We start from the raw sequence: 22608 nt of genomic DNA, 5'->3' as shown, positions 1-22608 counted from the left end.
CCAATTTAGTAAATTTTTAAGGAAATAGAGAATAGAGAAACGGAAGTAGGAAATGGAATGATGGGTCTTCGACAAGCTCAGACTGACAATTGCCTATTTCAATCTAAAAACTAAGCCTTTGCTTCTTCTTTAACCGCCAGTTGTCCGCAAGCGGCATCAATATCTTTACCACGGCTGCGCCTGATATTTGTATTTACACCATGATTGCGCAAATAGGTAGCAAAAGCATCAATTTTATCGCCTTCGGCATTAATAAAATCTGCAAATTGAATAGGGTTGTATTCAATTAAATTCACCTTGCAAGGAACATGTTTGCAAAACCTAACCAGATCCATTGCATCCTCAATTTCATCATTAAAACCATTAAATACAATGTATTCGTACGTAACTGGATTTTTAGTTTTTTGGAAATAATATTTAAGTGCTTCGGCCAATGCTTTTAGAGAATTATGCTCAGTTATCGGCATAATTTCGTGACGTTTTATATCGTTGGCAGCATGTAAAGAAAGTGCTAAATTGAACTTCGCTCCATCATCACCCAATTTTTTAATCATTTTGGCAATGCCCGCAGTAGAAACAGTAATCCGTTTGTAGCTCATGTTTAAGCCATCTGGAGCTGTAATTCGTTCTATCGATTTTAGTACATTGGCGTAGTTCAATAAAGGCTCGCCCATGCCCATGTACACAATATTTGTGAGCGGAATATTATAATTTTTTTTCGCTTGCCGATCTATCAAAACTACTTGATCATAAATTTCATCGGCGTTAAGATTTCGTTTGCGATCCATGTAACCTGTTGCACAAAACTTACAAGTTAAACTACAACCAACTTGCGAACTTACACAAGCGGTCATGCGTTCCTCCGTAGGAATTAAAACGCCTTCAACTATGTTGCCATCGTATAAACGGAATGCGTTTTTAATGGTATGATCGTTACTAAATTGAGCACTATTTATTTCAACAACATTGATGGAATAGTTATCATCTAGCTTTTTGCGAAGATCTTTTGATAGATTACTCATTTCCTCAAAACTTCTGGCAGATTTCTCCCAAAGCCATTGATAGACTTGTTTTGCTCGGTAAGCTGGCTCCTTCATTTCTGTGAAATGTTGTTGCAAACTTGGCAAATCCAACGAACGAATATCTATTTTTTTAGTGCTAACCATAAGGTGCAAAGGTAATTAAAAAGGTTGAGGGTAGAAAGGTTGAAGGTATAAGATGAAACTATCTTGATACTAACTACTTCATGCTAATTATTTCCTTTTCGGGCTACGAGTTTTTGCTCCTGGTGCACCTTGTTTTCCATTTGATGGACGAGTAGGTCTTTTACTTGGACCAGATTTAAACCAATCAGAACTAGGCGAACCTCCTCCTCTTGGTGAAGAACCAGCATTTTTAGAATCACCTTTGGGTTTTGAACCACGAGTTTTATCTTTTGCGAAGCGCTGCGCTGGTCTTTCTTCTTTTTCTGGAGCTGATTTTTTATTAACTCTTTTCGGAACAACAGGTTTTTCAGAACTAGATTTAGCAACTAATTTGAATATCTCGGCTTGTTCTTCTTCAGTTAATTCTCTCCAATCGCCTACGGCTAAACCTTTAAGCGTAATATTCATTATGCGTGTTCTTTCTAACTTTGTTACTTCAAAGCCAAAATGCTCACACATTCTACGTATTTGACGATTTAAACCCTGTATCAACGTAATTTTAAAAATAAAAGGACTTTCTTTAATCACTTTACATTTTTTAGTCATTACACCCAAAACAGGAACACCTTTAGCCATTCCTTCAATAAATTGATCGGTTAAAGGTTTATTTACCGTTACAATATATTCTTTCTCGTGATTATTCCCAGCACGAAGAATTTTATTCACTAAATCACCATTGTTGGTTAAGAAAATTAACCCCGATGAATCTTTATCTAATCTCCCAATGGGAAAAACACGCTCGCTATGATTTACATGATCTACAATGTTTCCTTTTACATTAGCTTCGGTAGTACTCGTGATACCAACTGGTTTATTATAAGCTAAAAGGATAGAATTTTCTGCTTGTTTAGGTTCAATGCTATTGCCATTTACACTAATTAAATCGCCAAAAAATACCTTGTCGCCCACTTTAGCTTTACGGCCATTAATAAAAACTTGACCTTGCTCAATGTATCTATCAGCAGCTCTTCTTGAGCATAAACCGCTTTCGCTAATGTATTTATTTAATCGTGTTGTAGAATCAGACATTGAGTAGAATTAGTAATTAATCTACAAAGTTAACATTTTAACACATCTATATAGTACAACCAAGTAGAAACATAGGCCCATCGTTATAAATCTGATGTGCCTATGTGAAAAAGGTTTAAAAACTATGATCGTCGGCTGTTGGGCCATAACTTGCAGGAACTGGAATATCTAATAAACGGAAGTAAACGCCAAGCTGTGCTCTATGGTGCGTAGTTTGACTAAATGCAATGCGAATAATTCCATATTTATCCATATCACTCAAAATTTGTTCACCATTACGTAAAACCCATCTTTTAGTTAATTCTTCTTCTTTTGCTTTCGCCAATTCTTCTTTTGCGCCTTCATAATTTTTCTCAAATATTGCTAGCAACTCTTCATTATTGTTTACTACAATAGGTTCGTAAGGGGCGGTGGAAAAATCTAACTCATCAGTTGTTAAACCTAAGCTTATCCAACTAGGCAACTCTGCAATATGAGTTGACAATGGCATCATTTTCATGCTTTTTTCATGTGGAGCCCACTCTGCTTTATCAAATGGAACCAATGCTAAAAATTTGCGAGTGGTTTGCGCTTCGCTTTCTAATTCTTTTAATAATAATTCGATAATATTCATAATTTCTCTGTTTTATAACACAAAGAAAAGTAAGGCGACTGACAACCCTATGGCAGTGCGAAAAAAAGAAATGAAAAAATATTAATAGTTAACAGGAAGTAGTTTCATATAGTCGTTTAATGACATATGTTCTGTTTTTCTGAAAGGAATTTCAGTACATTTTACGTTGATGATATTATTTAGTTTAAAATCGCGATACTCATTTCTTAAATGGCACCAGGCAATTAAATGCCAGCTAAATGCATAAAAAACTAATCCAATTGGTTCTACCTCACGCTTGCTAACTTCTTCTTTTTTGTTTTTATAATCGATTTCGATGATGCATTTGGCTGAAATCGCATTTTGCAGAATTGATAAATAGTCGAAATTATTAGTTAATCGCTCTGGCAATTGCAATTTGATGTTTTCATTTAAAATTTCTAGTTTTTCTTTTTGCGCAGTGCGAAGAACAGTTTTGACTTTATTTAATGCCGTTGTATAATGTTGAGTGATAGATTTATCGGCAAAACCACCTAAAAAACGCTCCATTAATAACAATGCATTTGCTTCATCAGAATTAAAAGAAATGGGCGGTAAGAAATAGCCTTGAACAATAAAATAACCTTTAGGTTGCTCGAAACTTAACGGAATTCCTTGCTCGCCTAATGCTTTCATATCCCGATAAACTGTACGCACACTAATATCAAATTGGCTAGCAATTTTTTCAGCAGTTACATATTTTCTTGACTGCAAGAGTACTAAAATTCCAAAAAGCCTATCAATGCGGTTCATAGAACAAATATATGGTTTTTCATCACCTGAGAAACCTAAGATTAATAGCAGATTTTGCACAATCCTCAACCAAATCATGTTATTTCTGCAAACTATTTCGTTATTAATTACTTTATACTGTATCAAATCTAAGTTTAATGACATCAGGTATTCAAAAACGTTTTATTCGGGCTACAAAAGGCAAAGTTGTGATAGGATTTTTATTTGCCTGTTTTGCGTTATTAACGGCTTGGGGAATTAGCAAATTCGTGTTTACAGAAATGCTATATACAGTAGAAAAATTATCTACACCTAATAATAGATTGAGAATTGTTAGTGAGCTTTCCAATAAAATAGCTAGGCTGGATCAATTACAAAGAGATCAAGCCTTTAATAATGCCGCGAATGAAGGAAATTTTATAAAAGAAACGAGGTATTTAAGGCTGAAATTAGATACGTTATCAATTTTGTATAAAAAAGATGCGCATCAGCTAAAACGTATAAAATCTATCAAAAGATTATTATCTGATCGAGATAAGCAGTTTTTACTGTATTTAGAAGTAAGAGAAACTTTAATTAATACAAAATCTTTTTCTGAGGAAGTTAAAAAACTGAATGAATTGGTTTCTGAAAGATCCAGACAAGTAGATAGTGCGGTTATCACTACAGCAACATCTACAACTACGGTAGTTCCAGAAGAAGAAGAAAAATCGAAAGGCTTTTTAAGTCGACTTTTTGGCAAGAAAAAAGCGGAGGTTTATAAAATTATAAATGAAGAATTTAAAATTAAACACGACACCCTAAATGCGCTTGCCGAAGATAGTATAATGAAAAGTATTGGCGGTTCTTTGCAGGATATTGAACTAGAACAGCGCCAAAAAAGTGAAAAATTTTTAAAACGTGAATCTGTTTTGGCTAACTCTAGCAATGCGCTAACTAAACAAATGCTTGATATTTTAAGAGAGGTTGAGGCAGAGGCATTAGCGCAAATTGACCTAAACGGAACTCAGGCTAAAGAAGTTGTAAATGATGGAGTTATTCAAATCACAGCAATTATCATTGTGTTTTTCTTAATTACTGTAGTTTTGGTGTATTTAATATTATTGGATATTACCAAGAGCAATAAATATAGAAAGGCTTTAGAATTGGCAAAAGATGAAGCCGAATATCACGGTAAGGCTAAACAACGTTTCCTTTCTAATATGAGCCATGAAATTAGAACTCCTTTACAATCTATTTTGGGTTATTCTGAGGCTATTGTGCATCAAGCAAATCCAAATAAAAAAGACATTGACGCGATCTATCAATCTGCTGTGCATCTTCTTCAAATTGTAAATGAAATTTTAGATTATAACAGAATTATTTCTGGTGAATTTAGTTTCAATAAGCAAGCTTTCAATATTAATAATTTACTGGCGGAAGTAGTAGCAGTTATGCAGCCGTTGGCAGAACAAAAATCAATTAAATTAATTTCAACTTTGGATATTGATGATAACATCTACGTCGTCGGAGATCCATTTCGTTTAAAGCAAATATTATTTAATTTATTAGGGAATGCGATAAAATTTACGCTAAAAGGAGGTGTTTTTTTAAGAATATCATGCAAACAACAAGAAAATGACTTGCATTTTAGTTTTATTATTGAAGACACTGGGATTGGTTTTGGTAATGAACATATAGAACGAATTTTTAATGAATTTGAACAAATTGATACTCCTGAAAAATACTTAATTAATCGAACTGGAACAGGCTTGGGTTTGGCTATTGTAAAATCTCTTATTGAAAGCCAAGAAGGTAGAATTCATGTAAAAAGTAAGGTAGGCGTGGGTACTACATTTAGCGTTTATTTGAAATATATTTTGGCAAATGAACAACAAAGTGAAACAATTAATTCAAATCAATTTGCTTTTTTAAATACAGGTAAAGTATGGGTAATAGATGATGATAAGCTTATTTTAGATTTGTGTGGGCTTATTTTCGATCAACATCATATTCCATATCAAAGTTATAGCGAAGTGGCTAGTGTATTAAATGAACAGACTGATGAAAATGTTAAATATGTTTTAATTGACATGCGTCTTCCAGAAATGTCTGGCATAAAATTATGTCATTTGTTAAAGAAACGTATGTCGCCAGAAGTTAAGTTTTACGCAATAACAGCCCAAGTATTACCTGATGAAAGAGAAATGGTATTGAAAGAGGGTTTTGAAGGAATAATAATGAAACCGTTTAGGTCTGAAGATCTACTTTCTATATTTGATAAGTCCGAAATAGCAATTGAACCTGTAGATTTTAATATTTCTTCTTTAGAGAAAATGACCTTGGGAGATCAACAAATGCTGGAAAAAATATTGCAGCGTTTTAAAGAAGATTCTGCTTCCGATGCCGATGAACTTAAAGTAAATCTTTCTGCAAATGATCAAGCAAATAGTCGTTTAATTATACATCGTCTTGCGGGAAGAATTGCTCAAATTGGCTCGAAAAAATTAGGCGCATCTTTTAGATTATTGGAAGAAGAGATTGCGAAAGAAGAAACAATTAATAGTCACCAGAAAAAGGCAATTTTTGATTTACTTCTGAAATTGGAAGAGCTGATTACTTTAATAGACAAAAAAGATTATTCGATGCCATAACGTTCCATTTTATTATATAAAGTTTTTCGATCTATATTTAAAAGTTTCGCAGCTTTTGATTTGTTGTATTTAACCTTAATTAAAGTTTCTGTAATTAATGCCTTTTCATTTGTCTCATTTACAGCTTTTAAATCGGATGGGTTAGTGTTTGGTAATCGATTTACTGCAATCATCATTTCATCAGGTAATGCATCTATTGTAGCAATTTCGGTTGGACTAAGCAAAACCATTCTTTTAATTACGTTTTTTAATTCACGTAAGTTTCCAGGCCAATCGTATTGCAATAGTAAATCTTTCGCATCAGCAGAAATACTGGTTACATTTCTATCTAATTCAGTATTTGATAATTCTATAAAATGATTAATAAAAAGCTCTAAATCTTTCCCTCTATCACGTAGTGGAGGTAATTGTATTTTAAATTCATTAAGGCGATGATATAAATCTTCCCTAAATTCACCTTGTTTTATACTATTTGCTAAATCGTCATTTGTTGCCGTTATAATACGTACATCAACTTCAATTTGTTTATTGCTACCCAAGGGTTGTATAACGCGTTCTTGTAAAGCCCGCAGTAATTTTATTTGGACTTCATAACTTAAATTACCCACTTCATCTAAAAAAAGCGTTCCTCCATTTGCTACTTCGAATTGCCCTTTTTTATCATTTAAGGCACCTGTAAATGCCCCTTTTACATGGCCAAAAAGTTCGCTAGCTGCTAAATCTTTTGATAATGCTCCACAGTCAATTGCTATAAATGGTTTGTCCGCTCGTTTGCTTTGTAGGTGTAATGTTTTAGCCGCAAATTCTTTCCCAGTTCCGCTTTCTCCCTGAATAATAACCGACATATCTGTTTGCGCAACCAAATTAATATGCTCATATAATTTGTCTGCAACGGGACTTTTTCCTTTAATAAAATCAGTATTGTTTAAGCTTTTAGCTTGATTATCTGTTTGTTTTTTGAGTAATGAATTCTTAACAATCATTAATAATTCATCGGGATTAACAGGTTTAGTGATGTAATCGAAAGCCCCAAGCTGTATAGATTTAACTGCAGTTCGTACATCATTAAAACTAGTCATGATAATAAATGGAACCGTAATTCCTTTATCTCTCACATAACTCAACACATCCAATCCAGTTCCATCTGGCAAACGATAATCAACCAATAAAAGATCAAATCCTTGTTGTGTTAATACTTTAAACGCTTGACTAAGATTGGTTACAGTTGTAATTTCATACTTGTTTTTGATTAAAAAACCTTCAATTATTTGAGCAAATGTAGTATCGTCTTCAATAATTAATATCTTAGCCATATAGCAAAAATAACAAAAGCCAGATAGAAATACCTGGCTTTTGTTATATTAATAGTGAATATGAGTGTTATTCTACTGGTTTACCTTCTTTGTCTAATTTTAAAGAACCAACTTCTTGTTCTTTTTTAACATCGATTTGATAATACTCTTTTTTGCCATCTTTCACAGTAAAAGCTGCAGTTGGCGTCCAAAGTTTATATGGCTCAGAACCTAATACAGTTTTTATAGCATCTGGAAGCTCTTCTAATTTAATAGGGGTTTTAATAACGCTATCTTGTACAGTAACGATTTCGATTTTGTTTTTTACTTCACTTGCCTGTACTGCTGTAAATCCTGCGAAAGCTAAAAATGTAGCTGATAAAATTAATTTTTTCATAATTATGTTTTAAAATTTATTTGTGAAACAATAATTGCTAGTGTTACATAATGGTGCCATAAACCAAAAATGTTTTTAATTATTTGATAATAAGATATTTATGATTTAATAAAGCTTTTTGAATTGTAGAACTTTTCTACACAATGCTGATAAAATCAGCAAGTATCTTTTCAATAACTGAGTTTGTTGCAATAAATTTCCAGTTTTAATGGTATTCCGCTTAATTTGCATGTATGCTAAAATATTTGTCAGCCAATTGGATATTTCCTGTTTCTTCAAAACCTATTAAAAATGGCGTTATTGGAGTTTCTGAAGATGGGAGTATCAATGCTGTTTTAACGAAAGAAGAAGCTCAAGGAATTGAAAATATTCAGTATTACGATGGTTTTTTAGTGCCAGGATTTATCAACACACATTGCCATTTAGAGTTATCACATTTGCACCAAAAAATTGCTGAAAAAACTGGACTAACAACATTCATTAAGCAAATATTAGGTTTGCGGCAACAACCAGAAGAAGAAATTATCTTGGCAATGCAAAGCGCTGATCAGGAGATGTATGAAAATGGAATTGTAGCTGTTGGCGATATTTCAAATTTATTAATTTCTAAATCTGTAAAACTAGAAAGCAAAATCTATTATCACACTTTTGTGGAAGTTTTTGGTTTTAATAGACCATCTGAACCTATAATTGAGCAAGGTTTACAATTAAAAAAGGATTTTGCACCTTTAAAAGCCTCTGTTGTTCCACATGCGCCATATTCTGTTTCTAGTTCGCTTTTTGATGATATTGAAAAAGTAACCTCATTTGATGATATTTTAAGCATTCATAACCAAGAAACTGCTGGAGAAAATGAGTTATTTGAAACTGGAACTGGAAAATTTGCAGACTTTTTCGCTGAAGTTGGGATAGCACAAAGTGATGCGCATAATTCGAATAAAAATTCTTTAAAATATCATTTGCCACAACTTTCAAAAAAAGTAAATACGTTATTAGTACATAACACATTTAGTAGCAAAGCTGATGTAGATTTTGCTAAAAAAGAACATCAGAAATTGTATTGGTGCTTATGTCCGAATGCTAATTTATATATTGAAAATACATTGCCAGATGTAGATTTATTAAAAGAAGAAAACTTAAAAATTACTTTAGGAACGGATAGTTTGGCGAGTAATCACCAATTAAATATTTTGGCAGAGATGCAAACTTTGCAAGAACATAAAAATGTTTCTTTTGAGGAATTGTTAAAATGGGCAACGTTAAATGGTGCCGAATTTTTAGGAATTGAATCGCAATTTGGAAGTTTGGGAATAGGCAAAAAACCTGGTGTAGTTTTAATCAGCAATGCTGAAAATGGAGTTATTAATAAAGAAACAACTATAAAACGTTTATTTTAGCAAAATGGCTAATCGCATTACCACACTTTTCAATATTAAATACCCAATAATTCAGGCGGGAATGGTTTGGTGTAGCGGTTGGAAATTGGCATCTGCGGTTTCTAATGCTGGTGGTTTAGGTATTATTGGTGCAGGTTCTATGTATCCAGAAGTTTTGCGAACACATATTCAAAAATGCAAAGTTGCAACTTCAAATCCTTTTGCAGTAAATGTGCCATTGTTGTATCCAAATGTTCAAGAAATTATGGATATTTTGGTGGAAGAAAACGTGAAAATTGTGTTTACTTCGGCGGGTAATCCTGCAACTTGGACATCCTTTTTAAAAGAGAAAAACATAACAGTAGTTCATGTAATTGCCAATACTAAATTTGCATTAAAAGCCCAAGAATGTGGTGTTGATGCCATCGTAGCTGAAGGTTTTGAAGCTGGTGGACATAATGGAAGAGAAGAAACTACAACTTTATGCTTAATCCCAATGATTAAAGCTGTGGTCAAAATTCCTGTAATTGCTGCTGGTGGTATTGGAAGTGGAAAGGCAATGTTGGCAGCTTTTGCTTTAGGTGCGGATGCGGTGCAAATTGGTTCTGCTTTTGCTGTTGCCGAAGAATCTTCAGCACATCCAAATTTTAAAGAGAAAATTATTTCTTCTGCAGAAGGCGATACCAAATTGAGAATGAAAAAATTGGTGCCAGTTCGCTTGCTTAAAAATGAATTTGCAGACGCAGTTGCACAAGCTGAGGCTGAAGGTGCAAATACAGAAAAACTGATTGAGCTTTTAGGTAGAGCAAGGGCAAAATTGGGCATGTTTGAAGGTGATATGGAGCAAGGCGAATTAGAAATTGGGCAAGTATCAGCTTTGCTTGATAAAATAAAACCTGCTGCTGATATTTTACACGAAATTTGGGATGAGTTTTTGAAAGAAAAACTAAGGATAAACAATTTGAAATTTTAAGCAAATGATTTTAAAGAGGATATTAGCTTTAATAACAGTTATTTTACTTGTGATTGCTATCATTTTGGTTAAGAAAAAGGCTAAAAATCAGACTCAACAAGGAAAAATAAAAACAGAGATTAAAGGTAGCAAATAGTTAGGATGAAGCACATCAATATAAAAGTAACAGGGAAAGTTCAAGGTGTTTTTTTTAGAGCAAGCACTAAAGCTGTTGCCGACCAAATGGGAGTAAGAGGGTCGGTTAAAAATGAAAAAGATGGTTCAGTTTACATTGAAGCAGAGGCTGATGAAACTACTTTAGAAATGTTTGTAGAATGGTGCAACGAAGGTCCGGATAAAGCTAATGTAGAAAATGTAACGGTTGTAGATGGAGAATTGAAGAATTATCGCAACTTTGAAGTAGTAAAAAAGAACTTGCTATGGTAAAGTAGATTTACGGTTTTAAATTTACGAATTACGAATTGGCAAAAAACATTAATGAGTTTTAGATTTTGAATTGTTGAGTTTGCGCTTAAGAAAACTAAAATCTAAAATCTAAAATCTAAAATAATTTGTCTGTATATAAAAAATTTGCTGGTCAAACAATGATTTATGGTATTAGCACCATATTTTCAAGACTGTTCAACTTTATTTTAACTCCAATTTATACCAGAGTTTATGCAGAAGGTGTATATGGTATTTTCACTAAAATGTTCAGTTATGCTTCTATTATCAATGCAATTTTGGCATTTGGAATGGAGACAACTTTTTTTCGCTACCTCAATAAACACGAAGAAAAAAAACAAGAAGTTTACAATAACAGTTTTTTAGTTATTGCTTTTATTTCAGTTCTATTTTTAATTACTGGATTAGTTTTTACAGACTATTTTACAAGATTTACCTCTAGCAGCGATGGTCTTGCAAACTACAATGAACAACGAAAATATGTTCAATATTTAATTTGGATATTGTTTACAGATGCAATTTGTGTAATCCCGTTTGCAAAATTACGAGCAGATGGAAAACCACTTAAATATAGCGTTGTTAAATTTTTAAACATTGGTGTTTTTGTTGGGTTAAACTTGATTTTTATCTATGTTATTCCAGCAATTATTAAACAAAATTTAGTGGGTGCAACATGGTTGGCTACTTGGTTTAAACCGAATTGGATTGGTTATGTTTTTATGGCTAATTTAATTGCAAGTATATCCACTTTCATTTTACTAATTCCAGAATTTAAACAAATTCAATTTAAGTTTGATAAAGAACTTTTCTATAAAATGCTCGCGTATAGCTGGCCAATTTTAGTAGCTAATCTATCGTTTATCATTAATGAAAATTTGGATAAAATATTGCTGAGTAAATACCTTCCAGCAAATATTGCCGATCATGAAACTGGGATTTATGGTGCAGTTTGTAAGCTGGCTATCTTTATCAGCATATTTAATACGGCGTTTAGACTTGGAGCAGAACCTTTCTTTTTCAGTCATGCTAAAAATGAAAATGCAAAAGCTACGTATGCCAATATTCTCAATTATTTTGTGTTGGCTTTGGCTATTTTGTTTGTGGGTTTAATCGCAAACATCGATCTGATTAAACATTTCATCGCTGCAAAATATTGGGTTGGTTTACCAGCAGTTCCATTTTTGCTTTTTGGTTACGTTTGCTTGGGTATCTACATGAATTTGGCGGTTTGGTATCGTTTATCAGATCAAACGCGATATGGTTTATATATTTCGTTAGTTGGTGCAATTTTTACTATCGTGATGAACATTGTATTGATCCCGAAATACAGTTATATGGCATCGGCTTGGGTAAGTATGATGGCCTATTTCATCATCATGATTATTTCTTACATTTTAGGACAAAAATTTTATCCAATTCCATATAACCTAAAAAGAATGATAGCTTATTTAAGCACTTCTTTGGTTTTGGTATATTTATCATTTTATGTGTTTAAACAAAATATTTATATTGGAAATGGTCTTTTAGCGCTGTTTTTGGTAGGGATATATTTTATGGAAAAAGATAACGTTAAAAGAATACTGACAACAAAATAATGAAGATCAAAATCATCAATCACTCTGCTCATCCACTTCCTACTTATGAAACTGCCCATGCTGCAGGTATGGACTTAAGAGCATTTACACCAGAACAAATTACGATTAAACCTTTGCAACGTCTTTTAGTTCCAACAGGTCTACATATAGAATTGCCAATTGGTTATGAGGCGCAAATTAGACCACGTAGCGGATTAGCATTTAAACATGGAATTGGAATTGTAAACTCACCAGGAACTATTGACGCTGATTATCGTGGGGAAATTAAAGTGTTATTGGTAAATTTATCGGATACAGATTTTGTGATAAATAACGGTGACAGAATTGCACAAATGGTAATTGCTAAACATGAAACCATAAGTTGGGAAAGTGTTGAAGAATTAAATGATACTGCTCGTGGTGCAGGAGGTTATGGACATACTGGAAAATAGTTTTCAGTTTGCATTTTTCAGTTAACAATAAAAAGGTAGGAAGTTTGTCAGTCTGAGCGTAGTCGAAGACATCGTAAAATATAAATTTTAAAATGAAGTTCAAGTTGGCATTTCTTTTCTTGCTTTTTGTAAATAGTGTACTATTTGCGCAAGAATCTCCACCTCAAGAAAATAGAGAGGGAAATGCCATAAAAGAACTTTTCTTTGCCGGACTTAAAGAAAAAATGGCAGAGAATTATACTAATGCCAACTTAAATTTTTCTAAAATTTTAACAATTGATCCAAAGAATGATGCAGTATATTTCGAACTAGCGTCACTTAATTATCGTCAAAATAAATTGTTAGACGCCGAAACTGCAATTAAGCAAGCGATTAGTTTAAACCCTAAAAACATTTGGTATTTAAAACTTCAAGCAGAAATATACAAGCGCAATGGCAATATGGAAGCATTGGTTAATGTATTTAATCAGCTTATTCAATTATCGCCAGAAACTGATAGTTATTATTTTGATAGAGCAAATGCGCTTTTCATTGCTGGAAAAACAGAAGATTCGAAAAAAGCTTACGATGAAATAGAACAAAAATTTGGCAGTTCTAAAGAATTAACCTTTGCAAAACAACGTGTTACTATTCAAGAAAATGAAACACCAAGTAATGAAGCGATAAACAAATTACTAGCCGAAAACCCAACGGATGTAAAGAATTATCTCTATTTGAGTGGTATTTTGTTAGAGAAAGATAAAAAAGAAGAAGCTTTGGCTCTCTTGCAAAAAGCTAAGATTTTAGAGCCTGATAATTATGAAGTTGATTTGGCAATGGCCGATATTTATAATTCGCAGAAAAAAAATGAATTGGCAATTGTTCCATTAAAATCGGCTTTTGGTCATCAGGCGATGCCGATTGCGAATAAAATTAAAATTGTGACTTCAATGCTGCCGCGATTTAACAATCAAACCGTAGTTAAAGATGCTACAGATTTAATACAAATTGCGGTAAAAACACATCCAAATGATCAAAAACTACTGGTTCTATATGGAGATGTGCTATATCAACAAGGCAATTTAAGTGGGGCGAAAGAACAATATTTAGCAGCTCTAAAAATTTCAGATCAAATTTATGCGGCATGGGAAAAATTGCTAGGCATACAAACGTTATTAGGCCAATACGCAGAGGCGATAAAAACGGGAGAAGAAGCAATATCAATTTATCCAAATCAAGCAATATTGTATTATTATAGTGCATTTGCTTTGCATAGAAATGGACAAAATGCGGAAGCTGGATTAGAAATTAAATCGGCTTTGCAACTAGACCCTGATGATGCGAATTTAAAAGCGATGATTTTTGCTTTGCAAGCAGAAGTATTAATCGACCAAGAAAAATTGAAAGAAGCAGATGTAGCATTTGATAAAGCCATCGCATTAGCTCCCGATAATTATTTAACACTGAGCAATTATGCCTATTATTTGGCGTTAAGAAATCAGAATTTGAGCAAAGCAGAAATGTTAGCTGAAAAATCAGCAAAGGCCTTACCTAAAAATGCATCAATACTAGACACATATGCATTAGTACTTTTTAAATTAGGTAAGTACGATTTAGCCTTAAGTTGGATGGAAAAGGCTTTGCAAAACAATGAGGCCTCAAATCCTGTTTATTTAGAGCATTATGGTGATATTCTTTTTTCGAAAGGAGAAAAAGATAAAGCGGTAATGCAATGGCAAAAAGCCAAACAAGCAGGAAATGTATCCGAAAAATTAAATAAGAAAATCAATGAAAAGAAGTATATTAAATAGCCTTTTATTAGCTGTATTAGTAGTAATGGGTATTGGATGTAGGCCAAAAAAGGTGATTATTACTACTCCACCAATTGGACAGACAACGGGTGAACTTAAAGTTGATAAAAAACCTGAAAACTTAGAACTATTAAAAAGTAAAGATCTTCCTTTTAATACATTGGCTTTGAGAGGGAAAGCGGATTTGGATATTAATGGCGATGAAAATAATGTAACCATGATTATCAGAATACAAAAAGATAAAAAAATATGGGTAAGTGTTACCGCAATTGCTGGAATAGAAGTTGCCAGAGCTGTTATTACACCAGATAGTTTGCTGTTATTGGATCGTTTGCATAAAAAATTCACAAAAAAACCATTTAGCTATATTTATAACTATACCAATAAACAAATTAATTTTGGGTTATTGCAATCAGTATTTTCTGGTAATACGATTAAAGATTTTATGGTAGAGAAATCTGCATTAGTGCAAGAAAATGGAGTTTGGGTTTTAAGTGGTACAGCAGACGATTTGGCTTATCGTAGTTTGTTTAATACCTTGTTAAAGGTTCAAGAAACGTCATTAAATGATGCAAAAGCTGCACAAGCTTTTAAAGTGACTTACGGAAATTATACACCTGTAAATAACGCATTATTTCCTTCCAGTCTGAAAATCAATTCTATGTCTGGCGATAAAAAAATAAATGTAAACATCGATTTTATTAAAATAGAAAGTAATACTCCGGTTGATTTTCCATTTACAGTTCCTAAAAGTTTTGAGGTAATCAACTAATTTTTTATATTTTTGGTCTAATGAAGTTAAAAAAACTACTCCTTTCCTTATTGTTTTTGGTGTTTTGCTCTAGCGGTTTTGCACAATCTAGTAAAGAGCTTACGCGTAAAAAGGAAGCGCTGCAAAGAGATATCGAATTAGCGCAAAAAAACCTGAATCGGACCACAAACGGTAAAAAATTAACGCTTAGTCAAATTAATGCGATAAAAGCGCAAGTTAGATTGATGCAAGAAAAAATCTCTACCATCAACTCTGAAATGAAAAATTTGGATAACCAGATTACAGAAAATACTGGTAAGGTGCATAATCTGCAAACTCGTTTATCAGATTTGAAAAAGGAATATGCTGGTATGATAAGATTTGCACAACGCAATCAAAATTCTTATGATAAAATGATGTTTATTTTTGCAGCTAAAGATTTTAATCAAGCTTATAAACGCATTAAATACTTACAGCAATTTGGACAATATCGTAAAAAGCAAGCGTCTTATATTCAAGGAACAGAAAAAGATTTAAACAATAAAATTGTTGTATTAGATAAAGATTTAAAGAATAAAAACAGTTTGCTAAAGGAACAAGTAAACGAAAAAGGCAAGTTAGATAAAAAGAAAAACGAGCAAGCCGTTGTACTAAATCAATTAAGCAAGCAAGAGAAACAGTACAAACAAGATATTTCTAAAAAGAAGCAACAGCAAGCAGCTATTGATAAAGACATTAGAGCTGCTATTCAGCGAGAAATTGCGTTGGCTAAAAAGAAAGCAGATGATGAAGATAGAGAAAGACAAAGAATAGCTGCGGCCAAAGCGAAAGCAGAAAACAAACCAGTTCCAGTTACTTCATCGCCAAAAGCTCAAACAAATAGTGAGGCTTTACGAGCTACACCAGAAGCCGCTAAACTTTCGGCAGCTTTTGAAAACAATAGAGGTAGTTTGCCATCTCCAGTTGCAAATGGATATATTACCTCACACTTTGGAACCTACATGGTAGATCAAGCTTCTGGGCGTAATGAAGGTGTAACTTATCAAACTGGTGAAGGCGCTGCGGTTAGAGCAGTTTTTAATGGCAAAGTTTCTACCATTTTCGATAAATTTGGGAAGTATTATGTGATCATAAAACACGGTGAGTATTTCACTGTTTATGAAAATTTAAAGAGCGTTAGTGTAAGCAAAGGTCAGGATGTAAGTACTAAACAAACCATCGGCGTTGCCGGAACTACAGATGGTGTTCCTGAGGTTGGATTCCAAATTCATAGGGGTAGCGCTCCTCAAAATCCAGAAAGTTGGATTGCTCGATAAACCTTTAGGAAATTTATTTGTCTATATTTGTATAAAAATCAATTAGAGATGTATTCAGGCGTATTATTGGAGTTCTTAAACATGGGTGGCGGAGAGGTTGCCCTCATTATGGTGGCTATACTTTTGTTATTTGGAGGTAAAAAATTACCAGAATTAGCAAGAGGTTTAGGAAAAGGAATTAGAGAGTTTAAAGATGCTTCGGAAGGTGTTAAGCGTGAAATCCACCGCAACATAAATTCCGTAGATATAGACAACGAACTAAAAGAAGAAGAAAAGAAAGAGGAAGAGAATCATGCAGAGCGTCATCATCCAACTGAAGATGATAGTTTAATGCATGCGAATTCAACTGAGGAAAGTAAAGCACTTCCAGAAGAGGATGCTGTTGATCAAAAAAACAAGGAAAGCTATTCTTAATAGAAAGTTTTCAATTAACCAGATTAAAAATAATTAACATAAATCCAATGACACAACCTACAATTTTATTAGCCGGTTTAGGTACTGGTGAAATCGTATTAATAGTTTTAGCGCTTTTATTATTATTTGGCGGTAAAAAAATCCCTGAATTAATGCGTGGTTTAGGTAAAGGCGTAAAAGAATTTAAAGACGGTAAAGACGGCGTTGACGGAAGTGATAACGAAAATAAGCCAAGTTAATCTGAATTTATTTTTTGTCTTTTAAATTTAAGTTTTGAAGAAATATACCTCTTTAACAGAGATACAAGGAAAATTTACGCAAAAAGAACTCGTTTTACCAGAGCTTTTATCGTACTACTTTAAGCAGATAGAAAAAAATCAACACCTCAATGCAATTAATGAGGTGTTTTTTGATTCTGCAACAAAGCAGGCAAATCTGGTACAGCAAAAAATTGAAAATGGCACTGCTGGTAAATTGGCTGGCATGGTTATCGGTATTAAAGATAATATCTGTTACCTCGATCATAAAGTTTCTGCATCTTCAAAAATGTTGGATGGCTTTGTATCTCCTTATTCATCAACCGTTGTAAATCGTTTATTGCAAGAAGATGCCATCATTATCGGCAGATTAAACTGCGATGAATTTGCCATGGGAGGTTCTAACGAAACTTCATATTTCGGGCCAGTAAAAAATGCTGTAGATGAAGAAAGAGTTGCTGGAGGCTCATCTGGAGGTTCGGCCGTTGCGGTACAAGCAGATATGTGTTTGGCCGCTTTAGGTACAGACACTGGTGGATCTGTTCGTCAACCAGCTGCATTTTGTGGTTGCATTGGTTTTAAACCTACTTATGGTCGTATTTCTCGTTATGGAATTATTGCCTACGCTTCTTCATTTGATCAGGTAGGTACACTTACTTCTTCCGTTAGTGATGCAGCTTTATTACTAGAAGTTTTAGCCGGAGTAGATGATAACGATAGTACAGTTTCATCTATACCAGTTCCTGCTTACTCACAACATCTTTCACAAGTTGGAAAAAGGAAAATAGCGGTTTTAAAAGAAACGATTGAAAATGATGCGCTAGATTCAGAAATTAAATCTGCCATTTTAAATGCTATTGAAACTTTAAAATCTCAAGGTCATAACGTCGAATATGTTTCTTTTGATTTATTGGATTACATGGTGCCTGCTTATTATGTACTAACTACTGCGGAAGCTTCATCTAATCTTTCGCGTTACGATGGTGTGCATTATGGGTATAGAAACATGCAAGCAGAAAGCCTAAATCAGTTATATAAAAACAGCAGAGCTGAAGGTTTTGGTGAAGAAGTAAAAAGAAGAATTTTGCTTGGTGCTTTTGTGTTAAGTGCTGGATATTATGATGCGTATTATCAAAAAGCACAGCAAGTGCGCAGACTAATTAGAGAAAAAGTAGAAGCTTTACTAACTGATTTTGATTTTCTATTAAGTCCTGTTACACCAACTCCAGCCTTTAAAATGGGCGAAAACATGCAAGATCCATTGGTAATGTACATGGCTGATATTTATACGGTGCTAGCTTCTTTGGCTGGTATTCCAGCAGTTGCGCTTCCTTTGGGCAATAATAAAAAAGGTTTACCGTTAAGTGTTCAATTAATGACCAAACACTTTAACGAGCAAGAACTGCTCTCTTTATCACATCGTTTTTTAAACGAAGTTTAGCTTAAAAATCTTAGATTAGATTTTGCAACTGATAGCCTATGAGAAAAATAGTACTAATTCTGTTGAGTTTTTTGGCTTTTTTAAATGCCATAGCCCAAACTCCTAAAAGAACAATACAAGGTGATACACTTTTAAAGGACATCACTTTCTCATTACCTTCAGATACAATCGCAGTTCCAATAATAGATAAACCTTTATTTTTTAATCAGAATTTAGTTTTTAAACTACGCTTAGATTCCATTCAAAAAACTGTACCGCTTAGTTACAATGAGTATGTACAGAATTTCATTGATATTTATAGTAGACGTAAAGATATGATGGGCAAAATGTTAGGCCTATCTAATTACTATTTTCCAATATTCGAAAGAGCACTTAAAGCTTATAATATTCCGGCCGAGATTAAATATTTGCCAATTATAGAATCTTCGATGAATCCACACGCTGTATCAAGAGTTGGCGCAACTGGAATGTGGCAGTTTATGTTTAGTACTGCAAAGGCCTATGGTTTAAACATGGATAATTTTGTAGATGAACGCAAGGATCCTATTCAAGCAAGTTATGCGGCGGCGGCTTATTTTAGAGATGCATACGAAGAACTTGGCGATTGGCTTTTAGCAATTGCAGCTTATAACTGTGGCAAAGGAAACGTTACTCGTGCTATAGATAAAGCGGGCTCAAGAGATTTTTGGGTGATACGTCCATATCTGCCTAAAGAGACCCGCGATTATGTGCCCGCCTTTATTGCAGCTGTTTATGTAATGAATTATGCGAGTACACATGATATTGCTAAACAAGTTCCTGCCATCAATTTTAAAACTGATACTATTCAGGTTAATCACTTTGTGGCATTAGCAGATTTAGCTAAGGCGATAAATTATGAAGAATCAACTTTGTTTGGCTTAAATCCATCCTATAAAAAGAAAATTGTAAACGGAACTTCAGTTTTGCCTAAAAGGATAATTTTACCTAAAGTAGAACAAGCAAATTATGCTAAAATTTACGAGGTTTTAAATGCTGATATCGCTGTAGAAAGAGAAATCATTTTAGCATCGACAGATGATGTTAGAGATTTGCGTAAAAAAGTAAGTAGTAAACCCACAGCTAAAATAACCTATTATAAAGTTAAACCGAATCAAAATTTAGGTAGCATTGCTAATCAATATCACGTAGAAGTACAAGATTTAAAAGTTTGGAATAATTTGAAAAGCAATACCGTTATTCCTGGTCAAAAGTTAAAAATTTATGGAGCTCCATCAGCACCAAAACCGTCAATAAAATCAAGTTACATTACCTATAAAGTTAAACTTGGAGATACTTTATCTGGCATAGCCGAAAAATTTGAAGGAGCAACTGTTGCAAACATTAAAAAAGTTAACCGATTAACAAAAGCTACTTTACAACCAGGTATGGTATTGAAGATTAAAGGTTAGGCTTCTATTTCAAGAAATTATTTTTCATTAAAGAACAATTCATTAGCTTACTTTTCTAATTCTTACCGTGTTCTGTAGCTCATAGAACACTAAAAAAACAGATATATTACCATAAAAATAATTGTAACTTTGCCTGTTACCAAAAAGTATTTTATGAGTAAAACGAATAGAAAACAAGACGCTTTAGATTACCACTCGCAAGGACGACCAGGCAAAATTCAGGTTGTACCTACCAAACCATATTCTTCACAAAGAGATTTAACGTTGGCATATTCGCCAGGTGTGGCTGAGCCTTGTTTAAAAATTGCAGAAAATAAAGATGATGTGTACAAATACACGGCTAAAGGCAATTTGGTTGCTGTAATTAGTAATGGTACAGCAGTTTTAGGTTTAGGGGATATTGGTCCGGAAGCAGGTAAGCCTGTAATGGAAGGTAAAGGTTTGTTGTTTAAAATCTTCGCTGATATTGACGTTTTCGACTTAGAACTCGATACTAAAAATGTAGATGATTTTGTAAAAATAGTTAAAGCGTTGGAGCCAACTTTTGGCGGTGTAAATTTAGAAGATATCAAAGCACCTGAGTGTTTTGAAATTGAACGCCGACTAAAAGAGGAAATGAATATTCCAGTAATGCATGATGACCAACACGGTACCGCTATAATTTCTGCGGCCGCATTATTAAACGCCTGCGATTTACAAAAGAAAAAAATAGATAAAGTTAAAATTGTAGTTAACGGAGCTGGTGCCGCTGCTATTTCTTGTTCTCGCCTGTATGTTTCTTTAGGTGCGAAAAAAGAAAATATCGTAATGTGCGATAGAACTGGTGTTATTCGTCACGATAGAGAGAATTTAGATGCCATAAAAAGAGAGTTTGCAACAACTCGTAAACTTGATACGCTGGAAGAAGCTTTAAAAGATTCGGATGTATTTATCGGACTTTCATCAGCAGATTGTGTGACTGCGGAAATGTTAAAATCGATGGCTAAAAATCCTATCGTTTTTGCAATGGCAAATCCAAATCCAGAAATTGCGTACGATTTAGCTATAAGTTCCCGTAAGGATTTGATTATGGCAACTGGCCGTTCAGATTATCCAAATCAAGTGAACAACGTATTGGGTTTCCCTTATATTTTTAGAGGCGCTTTAGATGTTAGAGCAACAAGTATTAATGAAGAAATGAAAATCGCTGCGGTTCGTGCTATCGCAGAATTAGCTAGAAAAACTGTTCCAGAAGCAGTGAATATGGCATATAATGCCCGTAATATTAAATTTGGAAAAGAATATATCATTCCAAAACCAATGGATTTTCGTTTAATGACCAACGTTTCTATGGCGGTTGCAAAAGCAGCAATCGAATCTGGTGTTGCACGTAAAACGATTACAGATTGGGATGCTTATGCAGAAGAATTGAAACGTCGTTTAGGTATGGATGATTCAATTATGCGTGCCATTACAAACAAAGCGAAATCCTCACCAAAACGTGTAGTTTTCGCAGAAGCGGATAATTATAAAATTTTAAAAGCCGCTCAAATTGTTAAAGATGATAATATTGCTATTCCTATTTTATTAGGGAATAAAGAAGTTATACAGCAAATTATAGATGAAAATGCTTTGGAACTTGATGGAGTTCAAATTATTGAACCAGCATTAGAGCCAGAACGCATGAAAAAATACGCTGAATCACTTTACAATAAAAGACAGCGTAGAGGAGTTACATTATTTGAAGCTCACAAACTGTTACGCGATAGAAATTACTTCGGCGCATCTATGGTAGAATTTGGCGAAGCCGATGCCATGATTTCTGGCTTAACAAAAAATTACGTTTCTACCATTAAACCTGCTTTGCAAGTAATAGGGACAGAAGAAGGCGTAAATCGTGTAGCAGGTATGTACATGATGATGACTGAAAAAGGACCAGTATTTTTTGGTGATACTACAGTAAATGTAGACCCAACTGCTCAAGAATTAGTAGATTTAACATTATTGTTAGAAAAATCGGTGCGGAAGTTTAATATCCAACCACGTATCGCATTATTATCGTATTCTAACTTTGGCTCTAATGAGGGAACAGTTCCAGAAAAAGTGAGACAAGCAGTTAAAATATTACATGAAAAACATCCAAATATTATAGTAGATGGTGATATGCAAGGGAATTTTGCTATTAATAATGACATGTTAAAAGAGAATTTTCCTTTTAGCCGTTTGGCAGATGAACCAGCAAATACATTAGTTTTTCCAAATTTAGAATCTGGAAATATTGCCTATAAACTTTTACAAGAATTAGGTGGAGCAGAAGCTGTAGGTCCAATTTTATTAGGATTAAAAAAACCTGTTCACATTGTACAATTAGGTAGTTCGGTAAGAGAAATCGTAAATATGATTACCATTGCCGTTTTAGATGTGCAAGGAAAAGAAGAAACATTAAATACAAAAAGAAGAGGAATTTTAAATAGAATAGCTAAAAAATAATC

Annotated in this window: 20 protein-coding genes; 14 read left to right on the top strand and 6 right to left on the bottom strand. The window is 33.6% G+C overall.

Annotation, left to right across the window (positions count from 1 at the left end; all coding sequences use genetic code 11):
* Positions 1-110 precede the first annotated feature (110 nt).
* The 4 genes from rlmN to GM921_RS10320 all read right to left on the bottom strand — a co-directional run bounded on the left by rlmN (position 111) and on the right by GM921_RS10320 (position 3762).
* The gene (gene rlmN, locus GM921_RS10335) at positions 111-1166 is read right to left on the bottom strand and encodes a 23S rRNA (adenine(2503)-C(2))-methyltransferase RlmN (RefSeq protein WP_182922565.1); all 1056 of its coding nucleotides are present in this window, start codon (positions 1164-1166) and stop codon (positions 111-113) included.
* 87 nt (positions 1167-1253) lie between these two features.
* The gene (gene rluF, locus GM921_RS10330) at positions 1254-2234 is read right to left on the bottom strand and encodes a 23S rRNA pseudouridine(2604) synthase RluF (RefSeq protein WP_182922564.1); all 981 of its coding nucleotides are present in this window, start codon (positions 2232-2234) and stop codon (positions 1254-1256) included.
* A 115-nt stretch (positions 2235-2349) separates the two neighbouring features.
* Positions 2350-2847, bottom strand: a complete 498-nt coding sequence (locus GM921_RS10325) for a DinB family protein (RefSeq protein ID WP_182922563.1) — start codon at positions 2845-2847, stop codon at positions 2350-2352.
* A gap of 81 nt (positions 2848-2928) precedes the next feature.
* Positions 2929-3762 carry a helix-turn-helix transcriptional regulator gene (locus tag GM921_RS10320; protein WP_235969820.1) on the bottom strand — a complete coding sequence of 278 codons (834 nt, stop codon included), beginning with the start codon at positions 3760-3762 and terminating at the stop codon, positions 2929-2931.
* Here GM921_RS10320 and GM921_RS10315 point away from each other — a divergent pair.
* On the top strand, positions 3756-6230 hold the full coding sequence (locus tag GM921_RS10315; protein WP_182922562.1) for a hybrid sensor histidine kinase/response regulator: 2475 nt from the start codon (positions 3756-3758) through the stop codon (positions 6228-6230). The genes GM921_RS10320 and GM921_RS10315 overlap by 7 nt on opposite strands.
* Here the strand turns inward: GM921_RS10315 and GM921_RS10310 are convergent.
* Together GM921_RS10310 and GM921_RS10305 are read right to left on the bottom strand one after the other, a co-directional pair.
* Positions 6215-7543 carry a sigma-54-dependent transcriptional regulator gene (locus GM921_RS10310; protein WP_182922561.1) on the bottom strand — a complete coding sequence of 443 codons (1329 nt, stop codon included), beginning with the start codon at positions 7541-7543 and terminating at the stop codon, positions 6215-6217. The two genes, GM921_RS10315 and GM921_RS10310, sit on opposite strands and share 16 nt — an antisense overlap.
* A 67-nt stretch (positions 7544-7610) precedes the next feature.
* Positions 7611-7919: a hypothetical protein gene (locus tag GM921_RS10305; RefSeq protein WP_182922560.1), complete on the bottom strand. Its 309-nt coding sequence runs from the start codon at positions 7917-7919 to the stop codon at positions 7611-7613.
* 233 nt (positions 7920-8152) lie between these two features.
* On the opposite strand from GM921_RS10305, the gene GM921_RS10300 reads away from it, so the two are divergent.
* The 13 genes from GM921_RS10300 to GM921_RS10240 all read left to right on the top strand — a co-directional run bounded on the left by GM921_RS10300 (position 8153) and on the right by GM921_RS10240 (position 22606).
* On the top strand, positions 8153-9316 hold the full coding sequence (locus GM921_RS10300; RefSeq protein WP_182922559.1) for an amidohydrolase family protein: 1164 nt from the start codon (positions 8153-8155) through the stop codon (positions 9314-9316).
* A gap of 4 nt (positions 9317-9320) precedes the next feature.
* The gene (locus GM921_RS10295; RefSeq protein ID WP_182922558.1) at positions 9321-10268 is read left to right on the top strand and encodes an NAD(P)H-dependent flavin oxidoreductase; all 948 of its coding nucleotides are present in this window, start codon (positions 9321-9323) and stop codon (positions 10266-10268) included.
* Between the two features lie 141 nt (positions 10269-10409).
* A complete protein-coding gene (locus tag GM921_RS10290) occupies positions 10410-10694 on the top strand; it encodes an acylphosphatase (protein ID WP_182922557.1) in 285 nt (94 codons plus the stop codon).
* 125 nt (positions 10695-10819) lie between these two features.
* On the top strand, positions 10820-12307 hold the full coding sequence (locus GM921_RS10285; RefSeq protein WP_235969819.1) for a lipopolysaccharide biosynthesis protein: 1488 nt from the start codon (positions 10820-10822) through the stop codon (positions 12305-12307).
* The gene (gene dut / locus GM921_RS10280) at positions 12307-12738 is read left to right on the top strand and encodes a dUTP diphosphatase (RefSeq protein WP_182922556.1); all 432 of its coding nucleotides are present in this window, start codon (positions 12307-12309) and stop codon (positions 12736-12738) included. The genes GM921_RS10285 and dut overlap by 1 nt, the downstream gene beginning before the upstream one ends.
* 92 nt (positions 12739-12830) lie before the next feature.
* On the top strand, positions 12831-14528 hold the full coding sequence (locus tag GM921_RS10275) for a tetratricopeptide repeat protein (RefSeq protein ID WP_182922555.1): 1698 nt from the start codon (positions 12831-12833) through the stop codon (positions 14526-14528).
* Positions 14506-15300 carry a DUF4292 domain-containing protein gene (locus tag GM921_RS10270; protein WP_182922554.1) on the top strand — a complete coding sequence of 265 codons (795 nt, stop codon included), beginning with the start codon at positions 14506-14508 and terminating at the stop codon, positions 15298-15300. The genes GM921_RS10275 and GM921_RS10270 overlap by 23 nt, the downstream gene beginning before the upstream one ends.
* A gap of 20 nt (positions 15301-15320) precedes the next feature.
* On the top strand, positions 15321-16595 hold the full coding sequence (locus tag GM921_RS10265; RefSeq protein ID WP_182922553.1) for a murein hydrolase activator EnvC family protein: 1275 nt from the start codon (positions 15321-15323) through the stop codon (positions 16593-16595).
* Between the two features lie 48 nt (positions 16596-16643).
* A complete protein-coding gene (locus GM921_RS10260) occupies positions 16644-17009 on the top strand; it encodes a Sec-independent protein translocase subunit TatA/TatB (protein WP_182922552.1) in 366 nt (121 codons plus the stop codon).
* Between the two features lie 47 nt (positions 17010-17056).
* A complete protein-coding gene (locus GM921_RS10255) occupies positions 17057-17248 on the top strand; it encodes a Sec-independent protein translocase subunit TatA/TatB (protein ID WP_182922551.1) in 192 nt (63 codons plus the stop codon).
* Positions 17249-17282: 34 nt separating this feature from the next.
* The gene (gene gatA / locus GM921_RS10250; protein ID WP_182922550.1) at positions 17283-18707 is read left to right on the top strand and encodes an Asp-tRNA(Asn)/Glu-tRNA(Gln) amidotransferase subunit GatA; all 1425 of its coding nucleotides are present in this window, start codon (positions 17283-17285) and stop codon (positions 18705-18707) included.
* 38 nt (positions 18708-18745) lie between these two features.
* Positions 18746-20137, top strand: coding sequence for a lytic transglycosylase domain-containing protein (locus GM921_RS10245; RefSeq protein WP_182922549.1), 1392 nt, complete (start codon positions 18746-18748; stop codon positions 20135-20137).
* A 153-nt stretch (positions 20138-20290) separates the two neighbouring features.
* Positions 20291-22606, top strand: a complete 2316-nt coding sequence (locus tag GM921_RS10240) for an NADP-dependent malic enzyme (RefSeq protein ID WP_182922548.1) — start codon at positions 20291-20293, stop codon at positions 22604-22606.
* The last annotated feature ends 2 nt before the right edge of the window (positions 22607-22608 follow it).

This window comes from Pedobacter planticolens, assembly GCF_014172375.1.
GTDB lineage: Bacteria > Bacteroidota > Bacteroidia > Sphingobacteriales > Sphingobacteriaceae > Pedobacter > Pedobacter planticolens.
Note: the sequence above shows the minus strand (reverse complement) of the source record. Positions and strands in the feature narration are given on the sequence as shown.